General features: G+C 37.4%; 12 protein-coding genes. 5 read left to right on the forward strand and 7 right to left on the reverse strand.

The genetic code is table 11. The annotated features are described in order from the left end of the window. Window positions 1-6: 6 nt before the first annotated feature. From hisS to ndk, 5 genes are read right to left on the reverse strand one after another with little or no spacing between them, the layout of a single operon-like run. A complete protein-coding gene (gene hisS / locus ACA100_RS12165; RefSeq protein WP_481077968.1) occupies window positions 7-1,281 on the reverse strand; it encodes a histidine--tRNA ligase in 1,275 nt (424 codons plus the stop codon). Between the two features lie 3 nt (window positions 1,282-1,284). Beyond that, the gene (locus ACA100_RS12170; RefSeq protein WP_481077969.1) at window positions 1,285-2,292 is read right to left on the reverse strand and encodes a RodZ domain-containing protein; all 1,008 of its coding nucleotides are present in this window, start codon (window positions 2,290-2,292) and stop codon (window positions 1,285-1,287) included. 13 nt (window positions 2,293-2,305) lie between these two features. After that, window positions 2,306-3,046 (reverse strand): tetratricopeptide repeat protein, encoded by a 741-nt coding sequence (locus tag ACA100_RS12175; protein ID WP_481077970.1) that lies wholly within the window; start codon window positions 3,044-3,046, stop codon window positions 2,306-2,308. Window positions 3,047-3,094: 48 nt separating this feature from the next. After that, the gene (gene rlmN, locus ACA100_RS12180) at window positions 3,095-4,198 is read right to left on the reverse strand and encodes a dual-specificity RNA methyltransferase RlmN (RefSeq protein WP_481077971.1); all 1,104 of its coding nucleotides are present in this window, start codon (window positions 4,196-4,198) and stop codon (window positions 3,095-3,097) included. Window positions 4,199-4,222: 24 nt separating this feature from the next. Further along, window positions 4,223-4,663 carry a nucleoside-diphosphate kinase gene (gene ndk, locus ACA100_RS12185; RefSeq protein WP_481077972.1) on the reverse strand — a complete coding sequence of 147 codons (441 nt, stop codon included), beginning with the start codon at window positions 4,661-4,663 and terminating at the stop codon, window positions 4,223-4,225. Window positions 4,664-4,845: 182 nt separating this feature from the next. Between ndk and uvrD the strand changes: the two genes are divergently transcribed. The 4 genes from uvrD to ACA100_RS12205 all read left to right on the forward strand — a co-directional run bounded on the left by uvrD (window position 4,846) and on the right by ACA100_RS12205 (window position 9,187). Beyond that, a complete protein-coding gene (uvrD, locus tag ACA100_RS12190; protein ID WP_481077973.1) occupies window positions 4,846-7,029 on the forward strand; it encodes a DNA helicase II in 2,184 nt (727 codons plus the stop codon). A 104-nt stretch (window positions 7,030-7,133) separates the two neighbouring features. Continuing rightward, a complete protein-coding gene (locus tag ACA100_RS12195; RefSeq protein WP_481077974.1) occupies window positions 7,134-7,562 on the forward strand; it encodes a DUF1090 family protein in 429 nt (142 codons plus the stop codon). A 104-nt stretch (window positions 7,563-7,666) separates the two neighbouring features. Then, window positions 7,667-8,587 (forward strand): DUF808 domain-containing protein, encoded by a 921-nt coding sequence (locus ACA100_RS12200; protein WP_481077975.1) that lies wholly within the window; start codon window positions 7,667-7,669, stop codon window positions 8,585-8,587. 216 nt (window positions 8,588-8,803) lie between these two features. After that, a complete protein-coding gene (locus tag ACA100_RS12205) occupies window positions 8,804-9,187 on the forward strand; it encodes a YgiW/YdeI family stress tolerance OB fold protein (protein WP_481077976.1) in 384 nt (127 codons plus the stop codon). Between the two features lie 78 nt (window positions 9,188-9,265). On the opposite strand, the gene xseA is transcribed toward ACA100_RS12205, so the two are convergent. Both xseA and mazG read right to left on the reverse strand, forming a co-directional pair. Continuing rightward, the gene (xseA, locus tag ACA100_RS12210; protein ID WP_481077977.1) at window positions 9,266-10,618 is read right to left on the reverse strand and encodes an exodeoxyribonuclease VII large subunit; all 1,353 of its coding nucleotides are present in this window, start codon (window positions 10,616-10,618) and stop codon (window positions 9,266-9,268) included. Window positions 10,619-10,620: 2 nt separating this feature from the next. Beyond that, window positions 10,621-11,382, reverse strand: a complete 762-nt coding sequence (mazG, locus tag ACA100_RS12215; RefSeq protein ID WP_481077978.1) for a nucleoside triphosphate pyrophosphohydrolase — start codon at window positions 11,380-11,382, stop codon at window positions 10,621-10,623. A 130-nt stretch (window positions 11,383-11,512) separates the two neighbouring features. Here mazG and yoaA point away from each other — a divergent pair, with 130 nt between their 5' ends. Further along, window positions 11,513-13,453: a DNA repair helicase YoaA gene (gene yoaA / locus ACA100_RS12220; RefSeq protein WP_481077979.1), complete on the forward strand. Its 1,941-nt coding sequence runs from the start codon at window positions 11,513-11,515 to the stop codon at window positions 13,451-13,453. The last annotated feature ends 35 nt before the right edge of the window (window positions 13,454-13,488 follow it).

Below are 13,488 nucleotides of genomic sequence, written 5' to 3' on the forward strand. Positions count from 1 at the left end.
TACCTTTTATTTAATATTCTTTAGCCAATCTACTAATTCAGATAAAGCGATCTCTTGTTGCTCACCACTTTCTCGTAAATTCTTAATGATTGCGATATTGTTGTTTAATTCATTTTCACCGATAATCATGGCAAATCTTGCACCGCTTTGATCTGCTTTCTTCATCTGTGATTTCATTCCTGATTCACCTAATACTGTAGATACCAAATAATCAGGATAAGCTGTGCGAATTTTTTCCATCAAAGATAAGCCTGCTTTTTTTGCATCATTACCCAACAAAACAGCCACTAGATCAGAGTGTTGAGCATTTTCCATTTCTTTAACTTCTTCACACAATAAGTATAAACGTTCCATACCTAAACCGAAGCCGATCGCTGGTGTTTTATGTCCACCTAACTCTTCAACCATTCGATCATAACGGCCGCCACCACAAATTGTTGCTTGCGCACCCAGTTTATTAGTTGTCCACTCAAATACTGTGCGCGTATAGTAATCCATACCACGAACAATGCGATGATTAATCACATATTGAATGCCCAATTCATCCAAGTATGCACATAACTTTTTAAAATGTTCTGCCGATTCTTCCGTTAAATGATCCAATAATGTTGGTGCTTGATTCAATAAATCTTGCATCGCAGGATTTTTAGAATCCAAAATACGCAATGGATTTGTTTTTAATCGACGCAAACTATCTTCATCCAATAATTCAATATTATCTTCAAAATATTTCACGATCACTTCACGATAACGTTGACGACACTCTTCTGTTCCCATTGAGTTCAACTCTAAAGTCACATACTCAGAAACACCTAATTTTTGCCATAAACGATTAATCATTGCTAAGATTTCAGCATCAACATCTGGTGATTCGATGCCAAATACTTCGATATCCGCCTGATTAAACTGACGATAACGACCATGTTGCGGTTTGTCATAACGGAAAACCGAACCAATTTGCCATACTTTTTGTACTTGATTGTAAAATAAGCCATGCTGAATGCCCGAACGAACGATGCCTGCTGTTAACTCAGGACGCAAAGCCAAGCTTGTTTTTTCATCGCTGTCAGAAAAAACATACATCTCTTTTTCAACAATATCTGTCACTTCACCCAAAGAACGTGTAAATAATCTTGTTTCTTCTACGATTGGAGTGCGAATTTCACGATATCCATACTGCGCAAACAAATGTCGTAACATACCTTCAATGTATTGCCATTTTGCAGTTTGGGTTGGTAAAGCATCGTGCATCCCTTTCACAGATTGAATCTTTTGACTCATGACTTAATTCTCTTCCTTAGGCTCTAATTTAATTTTTGAAACTGTTGTTCTCGCAGTTGGGCGATAAATTTTTTCATCTACCACTTCACCATTGAACGTTAATTTATCAATGCTTTGAGCATTGCCAATATGCAATGAGAAAGGTGCTTCTCCCTCAATATGATATGTAGCATTTGCAGGTAAAACTTCGTTCATTAATATTTTCTTATTTTTATCTCGAATTTGAACCCAACATTCAGCATTATTCAAAGTCATAGATAATGCAGAAATGCCTTCAGGCAACTCAGAAATCTTCTGCGTTTCATCAGGTAAATTCTCAGTTGCTTGCTGATCATTCTCTACAGATGACAAGGTTAATGCACCATCACGAATAATCTGCTCCACCTCAAACTCTGACAAAGCTGACTTTGTATCCATGCTCGGTATAACACTAGAAACCACAGAATTAACAGTTTCCTTATTCATTGCAATCATTGGAGATTTTGCATCTGTTGCGACTAACTCTTGATCTGAAAAATCAATCGGTTCTAAATCTTGCTGATCATTCATTTCAGATGATGAATTATGTTGATAGTTAATAATTTTGTCAGGCGTAGGTTTAATATGAAAAATATCTGCAACCTTTTCACCATACACAAAATACACAACAATCCCTGCGCCTAACAATGCGAACAAAATCACTGAATACCATTTAAAGAATGATCGATGAACCATTCTTTTATCTTCATTCAATTGCGCTCGGATTAAACTTTCACTTTTTTCATCCTTAAACGGATCCATCAATTGTGCTAACAAGGATTCAATTTCATCACGATCGATTTTTAAATAATCGGCATACTTTCTCACGTAATTTTTGATATACAAAAGTGAACCTAGTCGATCAAACCGACCATCTTCTAAATCTTGTAAGACCTGAACACGAATTGAGAGCACTCTAGATGCGTCTTGCAAAGATGCTTGACGATTTTCTCTAGCATCTTTTAGTTTCTGGGTTAATTCATCTTTGATCATATCAACTCTTCAGTTATTGTCGTTGCCCTTGGTGCATTGCAATCACATTTTCATATTTATTAATTTCTGCTTGATTGCGTGCTTTCTTAGCAGCATTTAAACCTAAATAAACGCTGGCAGGCTCATAACCATAAACATCATGATAACGATCTAAAGCTGGAAATACTTCATTTGGTCGATTCAGCTCATTAGCTGCAATCGCTTTAAAATAATAAGTATCAGCATAGTTTGGATTAGCCGCAATTGCACGATCAGCATATTCATTGCCCTTCACGGCATTTTTATGCACCAAGTAACAGGCTGCTGCCGCACTATTCATACCAGCTTTCAATTCTGACATTGCATTGTCTGCAATTTGCGCCAGTTTTGCAGGTGCAGCCTTATCATAAGCACCACACTGAATCATACCGTAATGTTTAATAGCCATGCGATCCATGGGATTAATAGAGATTGCTTTAGAGTAATAAGCTAAAGCATCACTTTGTTTACCTTGGCGTTCTTGAGCAACACCAAGCATGACATAAAGCTCAGAAAATTTTGGGTATTTCTTTGTTAAGGATAGCAATTTTTCATTGGCCACTTGATATTCGCCACGACCAATATAATCAACGCCCATTTGATAAGTTAGTTTATCCGCTTCTGGCAATTCTTCTGCAGTCATCGATGGTGATGAACGCATAGAAGTACTTGTACCTTGAGTGGTTGTACATGCTAACAATGTAGATGAAAGCAATAACACCGCTAAATACCGCATACTCTACCCCTTTCTAATTTTTTGTTAATCTAATGCCTTGTGATTGTATCAAGAATTTTCCGTTTTTGTGCGCTTAGTTCGATCTTTCACACGACCAGCCAACTGCCCACATGCTGCATCAATATCTTCCCCTCTTGTTTTACGAATTGTTGTGACAACGCCTTGTCTTTGCAAGATCTCTTTGAATCGATTGATACGATTCATCGATGAGCATTCATAACCTGAGTTAGGGAATGGGTTAAAAGGAATTAGATTCACTTTACCTGGAATATCTTTGATCAATTTTGCCAGCGCAAAAGCATCTTCTTCTTTGTCATTCACATCTTTCAACATAACATATTCCCATGTGATTTTGCGATATGCTGATGAATCAGTGATGTAGTTTTTACATGCTTCTAGCAATTGTGCTAACGGATATTTCTTATTAATTGGCACAATCTCATCACGCAACGTATCATAAGGTGCATGCAATGAAATGGCTAAAGATACATCTGAAACTTCTTTCAAACGGTACAATGCAGGTACAACACCCGATGTACTCAATGTCACGCGACGTTTAGATAAGCCAAAACCATAATCATTCAACATGATATCTATAGCTTGCGTAACATTTGTAAAATTCAACAATGGTTCGCCCATCCCCATTAATACAACATTGGTTACACGACGATTTTGACTTTGCTGAGTGTCATTCTCATATTCGCCCAACAGCTTTTTAGCGAGCATCACCTGCCCTACAATTTCTGCTGTGCTTAAATTTCTATTAAAACCTTGGCGCGCAGTTGAGCAGAAAGTACATTCCAATGCACAACCTACTTGCGATGAAACACACAAAGTTCCGCGATCATCTTCTGGAATGAATACCATTTCGATCGCATTACCTGGTTCTAATTGAATCAGCCATTTATGAGTACCATCACTGGATGGCTGATCCAACAAAACTTTAGGTAAATCAAAAACAAGTCGTGACTTTAATTTCTCACGTGTTTTCTTTGAAATATCCGTCATATCATCGATAGACTCAGCGCCTTTATGATAGACCCATTTCATAATCTGCATGGCACGATAAGGCTTCTCGCCAATCTCTTCACAGAGTTCGAGCATTGCTTGATAAGTTAAACCATACAAATTTTTTTCCACTACATTACTCACGACTTGATTCACTTTTACTTAAAATTAACGATCACAGATTTTTACTGGTGCAACTGCATTTGCGCCGAAGAAATATTCGATTTCTACAGCAGCTGTTTCTGGCGCATCAGAACCATGAACAGCATTTGCATCGATGCTATCAGCGAAATCAGCACGGATTGTACCAGCTGCTGCTTCTTTAGGGTTTGTTGCACCCATGATTTCACGGTGCTTAGCGATTGCGTTTTCGCCTTCCAATACTTGCATCATTACTGGACCAGAAACCATGAACTGTACTAAATCATTAAAGAAAGGACGCTCTTTGTGTACAGCGTAGAAACCTTCAGCTTCTGCTTGAGTTAAATGAACCATTTTAGCAGCAACGATTTTGAAACCTGCTTTTTCAAAACGAGTGTAGATTTCGCCGATTACATTTTTTGCAACTGCGTCTGGTTTGATGATAGAGAAAGTACGTTCAATAGCCATTAAATACTCCTTAAAGCTTAACGATAGCTAAACAAATAAATTGATATATGTTTTCATGATAAAAACCGAGAAATTCTACCATAAAAAAGTGCTATCTCTTAATAATCCTCTAAATTATTTATTTCATTATGCTCATGATATGATGAGGACTTGTTTAATCAGATACTATTCAATTCTTAAATATGTCCATGCTATCAACTTTAAATTCAGCACAATACGATGCTGTCACTGCACCTTTAGGCCCTATTCGCGTACTTGCGGGGGCAGGTTCTGGAAAAACGCGCGTATTAGTCGCAAGGATCGCATGGCTATTAGAGACAGAACAAACAACTCCTTATGGCATTCTAGCAGTGACATTCACTAATAAAGCTGCTTTAGAAATGCGTACTAGATTAGAATCTTCCCTCAAACGCCCTTTGCGCAATTTATGGTTAGGTACATTCCATTCTTTATGCCACCGCTTACTTCGTTTACATCACGTAGATGCAAAACTAGATCAAAACTTTCAGATCATGGACAGTGATGATCAGTTGAGGTTATGTAAGCGCTTGCTGCGTGAACGTGGCATTGATGAAAAACTTGTGAGCCCAAAAGCCTTGCAAGGTTTCATTGGTCATCACAAAGATGAAGGCAGAAGAGCGAGCCACATTGAAACAAGACCCAACCAAGCACATAACACAATGATCGAGCTGTATGCACAGTATCAAGCCATTTGTGATCAATCAAGCCTGGTGGATTTCTCTGAAATTTTATTACGAACGTTGGAAATGTTCCGTGATCAACCAGAATTATTAAAGCACTATCAAGAGCGCTTTCAATTCGTGTTAGTGGATGAATTCCAAGATACCAACAGTATTCAATACGCTTGGTTAAGAATGCTCAGTGGCAAACATCAACAAATTTTTGTTGTAGGTGATGATGATCAATCCATTTATGGTTGGCGAGGCGCTCGTGTTGAAAACATTTTAAATTTTGATCAAGATTTCCCTAATAGCACAACAGTTCGCTTAGAACAAAACTATCGCTCCACTTCAACAATTCTCGATGCTGCCAATAGCGTGATTGAAAAAAACAGCGAGCGTTTACCCAAAAAACTTTGGACAGAGAATAATGATGATTCCCTCATCACACAATATAGTGCGATGGATGCCTATGAAGAAGCACAATTCGTGATCAGCAAAATCAAAGATGCTATTGATAACGGTATTGCTCGTAAAGAACAAGCAATATTATATCGATCGAATGCACAATCCCGTATTTTTGAAGAAGTTTTATTGCGCGCAAACATTCCTTATCGCATTTATGGCGGTTTACGATTCTTCGATCGCATGGAGATTAAAGACATCACGAGTTATTTGCGATTAATTGTCAATCCTAACGATGACATCTCTTTTGAACGCGCGATTTCAACACCCGCAAAAGGCATCGGCGCTGCAACTGTTGAAAAAATTCGTCTAGAAGCCATGCAATCGGAAGTTTCACTGTGGGATGCAATGAATAACATCCTAGAAAGTCAAAGTTTAGCCAAACGCTCACACAATGCATTGATGGGCTTTAGATTACTCATCACAGATTTATTATGTGCGCTTGATGATGTCACTTTAGATCAATTCATTCAAGATGTGATCACAAAAGTAGAATTAGAAGCACATTATAAGAAAGAACCCATGGGCCGCGGTGAAGATCGCATTGAAAACTTAAACGAATTCATCTCTGCAAGCCGCCAATTTGTGGAAGATTACAATAATGAACCAGGCGCCCCACCGTTAACTGCACATGGTTATTTAACGGAATTCCTTGGGCAAATTACATTGGATTCCGCCGTCAATGCAGATACTGATAACGATGATAAAATTCAACTCATGACTTTGCACAGCTCCAAAGGCTTAGAATTTGATCATGTGTATCTCGTTGGAATGGATGATGGTTTATTCCCGAGTGAAAACTCTATGAATGATCCCGCTCGCTTAGAAGAAGAACGACGATTGGCTTATGTTGGCATTACCCGCGCAAAGCAACAACTAACAATCACAACCGCTGCATCTCGTATGATTCACGGCAAAACAGTCTACTTAGCACCATCATGTTTTATTCGAGACATTCCTTTGCATTTAATCAAAGCACAAGGCCAAAAAGTTGCCATTTCTAAACCAATGACCGCGCGCAACTATGGACAATCTGGTTCATCTCAAGATCAATCTATGAAAGGATTTTCTCTTGGTCAGTTGGTTTCTCATCCTGTGTTTGCAGAGGGCGTCATCACTAATTTTGAAGGCGTTGGTGATCATGCTCGTGTTACCGTTAATTTTAAACAAGCTGGCTCTAAAACATTAGTTTTAGCTTATGCAAAATTAACGATTATTTAATAAAAACGAACAAACTCGGGTAAATATAATGTAAAGATTCATTAATCAATATTATTTTTAGATTATAATTCAACGATGATTCATCTTTCAACAAGGTATAAATTTTGAAAAAAAGTTTCATCGTTGCGTTTTTCATCTCTTTTTTCACATTCATATCTACAAGTTATGCTCAAGTGGATTTCAACTGTAAAAAGAAAGAAGATAACTTAAAAATCCAACTACGCTACGCAGAACAACATGGCAATATTCAACGTGCTGAAAATCTAAAACGCGCCCTGATCAATGTCCGCGAGCATTGTGGGCAATCAAGCTATATAGAAGATCCAGCTTTACAGTTAGATGATGAGCTTTACAAAAAGACTCTCAATGAAAAAATCATCAAACAGCAAGCCAAAGTTGCAGCTGCTGAAAAAGAGCTCATGCAAGCAAAGTTATCTGACAAAATTAAAAAAATTCGTGAAAAAACCGAAAAATTACAAGAACGCCAAATAAAACTAGAAGCGTATCAAAAGGAACTACAAACATTGCCATAATCTTACATTATATGAATCATCATAAAGAACAATAAATAAAAATTAACTATAAATATTTAAAAATGCTCTTTATAATCGCCTAATTTTTATCCTTTGGAAATTTTATGGCAAGCCCAAGTTTATTAGCATTATTAGATGATATTACAGCAGTGTTGGATGATGTTGCATCCATGACTAAACTCGCCACAAAAAAAACAGCAGGCGTATTAACCGATGACTTAGCCGTCAATGCTCAACAAGTTGTGGGCGTGCAAGCAAGCCGAGAAATCCCTGTTGTTTGGTCTGTTGCAAAAGGCTCTTTCATTAATAAATTATTGATCATTCCCGCTGCATTATTAATTAATGCATTTGCACCTTGGTTAATGGTGGTTTTATTAGTAATGGGCGGCGCTTATTTGTGTTTTGAAGGTGCAGAGAAAATTCACCATACTTTATTTCATAAAAATGATCATAAACAAAAGTCTTTAATTACAGAAGAAGGCGAAGCCATTACGGATGAAATGATCAAAAAAATGGAAAAAGATAAAATTAAAGGTGCGATTCGCACAGACTTTATTTTATCCGCAGAAATCATCGTCATCACGCTGCACACTGTTGCAGAATACTCATTAACCACACAGATTATGACGTTATTAAGTATCGCTATTTTAATCACTATTGGTGTTTATGGTTTAGTGGCTGGCATTATTAAAATGGACGATTTAGGCTATTGGATGATGAAAAATGCCAAAGCCGCAAGCTTAAAAGCTAAAACTGGTTTAATGCTCATCAATGCTGCACCTTACTTAATGAAAATTTTAGGCTTCGTAGGCACTGTTGCCATGTTTTTAGTGGGCGGCGGCATTATCATTGGTGAAATCCCACAATTAATCGCGTTACAAAATAACTGGATCACAATGCTTAATGACTCATTTTTCAAACATTTTGTTGGCATTACCTATAGTTTTATCCTTGGATTAATCGTGGGCTATATCGTATTAGCAGGCCATGCTATTTACGTTAAAACATTTAAAAAAGCGCACTAAGCATTGCGAATAACACGTACAATACAATGAACACAATGAGGATTCTCGAGCAAGTCGCTCCTGAATCCTTTTTTGATGAACTTCTGAGCAAAATTCAGATGTCAAAGATTGTAAATGAGCCGTAAAACTTAGAAAAGCCATTATTCATTCTAAAACAAGAGTGATATATTTAGCGCCATGGAATGATTACTCATAAAAATACATTAGGAGATTCAAATGAAAAAGCTTGCCATAGCAACTTTTATGATTTTAAGTTTATCAACTGCTTCTGCACAATATTTAGGCCCTCAAGGCGAACAAAACATTAATCAAGGTGGCTACAGCGGTCCTTCTTTAAGCCAATCCATCACAACAGTTGAAGAAGCAAAAACATTGCGTGATGATGCTTATGTCAAAATGCGCGGTAAAATCACCAAACATTCACATAAAGACAAATATATTTTCAGTGATAACACAGGCGACATCACAATTGAGATTGATAAAGATAAATGGCGCGGTCTAACAGTTTCAGAAAAAGATTTAATCGAAATCGTTGGTGAAGTTGATAAAGACTGGAATTCTGTAGAAATCGATGTTGATTACATCACAAAAGTTCAATAATTGATATTTCCCCAAAATAACAATTTTCATAGCCCGTACTCATCCCCTCCCCGAAAGTGAGTACGGTTTTTTTACCTATCATTCCACTGATTGAATTTTAATAATCTTGGAAAACACTTTTCCCTGATCCATTGTTGTTGATATTTCATCATCGACTTGTAGATCATGTATAGAATCAATGGCCAACTCTTCCTGATCTTTCATAATTTGCGTCACTGAATAACCACGCGCCAATACTTTTAATGGGCTTAAACTATCCAATAACGATGCTTTTTGTTGAAAATTATTTTCTAACTGCTGATATTGCCCTAACATCGTTTTATTCAACAATATCGCTGAACGGGATAACTGCTCTGTTAATTGCATTTGCTTTCGTTGCAGTAAGCCAACTTGTAAGCGTTTTTCCAAATTTTGAAACGTAGCAACATGCTTTTGGTGAATATGATGCATCAATGATTGTAATTTTTCAGATTGAGCATCCAAAGCTGTTTGTTTTTCTTTGATTTTTTGCAATGGATGAAGGTAAGATAATTTCACCATTCGCTCTTTCAATGCTTTTTCTTGCAGTGCAATCACATTCCGCATCAATTGTGCAAACTGATACTCATGGCGATCCAAAGTTTGTATGATCTCTTGCTGAGAAATGCTCGATAATTTTGCTGCTGCTGTCGGCGTTGGCGCTCGTAAATCTGCCACAAAATCGGATAATGTTGTATCTGTTTCATGTCCAATGCCTGTAATCACAGGAATGATGGAAGCAAAAATTGCCCGCACAACGCGCTCATCATTGAAGCACCATAAATCCTCAATGCTGCCACCGCCACGAACCACCAAAACCACATCACAATTGGCTTCATAATTTGCTCTTTCAATCGCCTTAACAATTTGTGGCGCAGCTTCATCACCTTGCACTAAAGTTGGATAAACTTCATAAGGAATATCAGGGCGATGATCTTTCAATACTTTTAACACATCCTGAAGTGCTGCCGCATTCGGTGATGTCACAATCCCTATTTTTTGGGGATATTGTGCTATCAATTTTTTATGCTCAAGGTTAAATAAACCTTCTTTTTGTAATTTTTCCCTCAATTGCTCAAAAGCTAAATACAAATTTCCGCGCCCCAATGGCGCTAAGCGATTAATCACCAATTGATAATCGCCGCGTGGCACATACAGAGATAGTTTGCCTTGAATTTCTACCTTTGCACCATTCTCTATAAAATCATTAAAGCTCATGGCATTACTGCGCCAAGCGACACAACGAATCATAGAATTTGCATCTTTCAAATTAAAGTAAATATGCCCAGATTGCGCACGAATCACATTGGAAATTTCGCCTTCCACTAAACAATGAAAAAATGAGTCTTCCAATTGAAATTTAATCTGATGATTCAATTCACTGACACTTAAATACTTCATATCTTTGAGCACAATTAATCTTCCTTCTTAGCCGCTTCCCATAAATGATCCATCTCTTCCAAGGTTGCTTCTGTCATTGGTTTATCGAGATGTTTTTCAATGTACTGAAAACGCTTTTTGAATTTCACATTGGTTTCTGTGATGGCAGTTTCAGGATCAATCTCACAGTGCCTTGCCAAATTCACCACAGCAAATAGCAAATCCCCAATCTCTTTTTGGAGCTTTTCTTGATGATTATTTGCCAATTCTGCTTTAACTTCTTCTAACTCTTCTTCAATTTTATCTAAAATTGGTTCAGGCTCGCCCCAATCAAACCCAACTTTTGCAGCTTTTGCTTGTAAACTATTGGCAACAGTCAAGCCTGATAATGAAGCTTTCACGCCATCTAAATAACTTTGCTGCTCACCTTTAGCCTTTTTCTCCTCTAACTTAATTGCGTGCCAAGCAGCTTTTTGCTCTGCTTCATCTGCATAAACAACACCATCAAAAACATGAGGATGACGACGCAACATTTTATCATTCACACTTTTGACAACATCATTAAAATTAAAACGACCTTCTTCTTGCGCAATTTGTGAATGTAGAACAATTTGTAATAACAAATCACCCAACTCATCTTTTAATGCATCGCTATTATCTTGCACAATTGCCTCAACAACTTCGGCACTCTCTTCATTTAAAAAAGGAATCAAACTTCTATGCGTCTGTTTTCGATCCCAAGGACAACCTTCTGGCGATCTTAATGTTGCAACAGTTTTCAAAAATTCATTCATCATGGATAATCTTTCAGATAGCTAGCAAAAGCTCATTATACGATATCCTTAATAAATATTACCCTCGAAATTCCTGATAAAGTTCGTATAATGAATCATTTCCGCAAGACGTTATTCATAACACTTCAATATAATGACAGACATTAACAGCATATTTTCTGAAGGTGGCGAGCTTTGCCAAGCTTTGTCACACTATTCTCCGCGCGATGCTCAAATAGAAATGGCAGAAGCCGTTCAACGTGCGATAGAAGATCACGAAACTGTCATCATTGAAGCAGGCACAGGCACAGGCAAAACATTTGCCTACTTAATCCCTGCATTGTTATCAGGTAAAAAAGTGATTGTTTCCACAGGCACAAAACACTTGCAAGATCAGTTATATGATAAAGATCTGCCATTACTCAAAAAGATATTTAAATATAAGCCTGTCACAACGGCTTTATTGAAAGGTCGAAGCAACTATTTATGCTTATATCGCATCAAAACTTTGCGCCAACGCGGTCGATTTGAAAATAAAAAACAAGTGGATGATTTCTACCGCATCGAGCGTTATGCAGGGCAAGATGAAACGGGTGATATTACAAAATTAGAGAATTTCCAAGATTCCACATTGGCAAGCCATGTAACTTCTACAACGGAAAACTGCCTACACACAGAATGTCCTGATTATGAAGAATGTTTCATTTTCAAAGCACGTAAAAAAGCAATGGATGCAGATATTATCGTCATCAATCACCATTTATTCTGTGCGGATCTATCTTTAAAACAAGAAGGCTTTGGTGAACTATTACCAGAAGCCGATAGCATCATTATTGATGAGGCGCATCAATTGGCCGAAACAGCTGGTTTATTCTTCAGCGAGCAAATTGGCACAAAAATGTTCTCCGATTGGTTAGAGGATTTTAATCGCCTTTTAGCTTTGGAAGCGAAAGATTTTTCAAGCCATGATTCAATCTCTTCCAGCATCATTGAAAATATGATTGAATTGCGTAAATTACTCCCCGAAGGGACGAAACGCTACGCTTTATCTGAGTTTTATCAAGATCCAAAAATTGCAGATCAATTGGCTCACATTGCTGATCAATTATTAGAATTGGTTGTGTTAACAAAACCACTGATCATTCGCTCCAAAACATTGGCTCAAATTGTCGAGCGATTACAAGAACTGCAAGAATTATGGACGAAAATCACAGTCACATCACAAGAAAATCCCGATGATAATACCGTGGTTTGGCTAGAAACATATGTGCATCATTTAACAATCTGTGCAACGCCGTTAGATATTTCAGAAATTTTCCAAAAAAATAGTAAAGGCTTAAAAGCAGGTTGGGTTTTCACATCTGCAACGCTCGCTGTGAATGGTAAATTTGCTTATTTCTGTGCGCCACTCGGATTATCCGATGATAATACGCTCTGTTTAAAAAGCCCCTTCAACTATAAAAGCAATGCGCTTTTTTATCACCCACCTGAACTACCTGAACCTAATCATCCAACTTATATTGCAAAATTCATCACAGCCATGTTGCCTGTCATTACAGAAGCAAAAGGCAGAACTTTTATTCTATTTACAAGCTATCGCGCCTTAAATGAAGCAGCAGCCATTTTGAAAAAGTCTCTGAGTTATCCATTATTCATTCAAGGTGATGCACCTAAAATCACATTGATTGATCAATTTAGAGAATCTGGCAATGGTGTTTTATTAGGCACAACTAGCTTCTGGGAAGGCGTAGATGTTCGCGGTGAAGCATTATCCTGCGTCATCATCGAAAAGCTGCCCTTTGCATCACCTGGTGATCCTATTGAGCAAGCTAAAATTGATTTGATCAATAAAAAAGGCATGAATGCATTCATCCATTATCAATTACCCAAATCCATCATTACTTTAAAGCAAGGTATTGGCCGATTGATCCGCGATCCTAATGATTATGGCTTATTAGTCATTGCCGATCCAAGATTAATCACCAAAACATATGGCAAACAATTTTTAAGTAGCCTGCCTGAAATGGCTAAAACTCAAAAATTTGAACGTGTTCAGAAGTTTTTTGAATATGTTGAGAAAAAACGCTTAGAATAAGCCAAATATTATTGAAGGACTTTTAAGGACTTTTT

The organism is Wohlfahrtiimonas sp. XWW7, assembly GCF_056716055.1.

Coding starts and splice junctions, on each gene's coding strand:
- hisS (WP_481077968.1), bottom strand. CDS start 1,281: ATGAGTCAAAAGATTCAATCTGTGAAAGGGATGCACGATGCTTTACCA.
- ACA100_RS12170 (WP_481077969.1), bottom strand. CDS start 2,292: ATGATCAAAGATGAATTAACCCAGAAACTAAAAGATGCTAGAGAAAAT.
- ACA100_RS12175 (WP_481077970.1), bottom strand. CDS start 3,046: ATGCGGTATTTAGCGGTGTTATTGCTTTCATCTACATTGTTAGCATGT.
- ndk (WP_481077972.1), bottom strand. CDS start 4,663: ATGGCTATTGAACGTACTTTCTCTATCATCAAACCAGACGCAGTTGCA.
- uvrD (WP_481077973.1), top strand. CDS start 4,846: ATGTCCATGCTATCAACTTTAAATTCAGCACAATACGATGCTGTCACT.
- ACA100_RS12200 (WP_481077975.1), top strand. CDS start 7,667: ATGGCAAGCCCAAGTTTATTAGCATTATTAGATGATATTACAGCAGTG.
- ACA100_RS12205 (WP_481077976.1), top strand. CDS start 8,804: ATGAAAAAGCTTGCCATAGCAACTTTTATGATTTTAAGTTTATCAACT.
- mazG (WP_481077978.1), bottom strand. CDS start 11,382: ATGATGAATGAATTTTTGAAAACTGTTGCAACATTAAGATCGCCAGAA.
- yoaA (WP_481077979.1), top strand. CDS start 11,513: ATGACAGACATTAACAGCATATTTTCTGAAGGTGGCGAGCTTTGCCAA.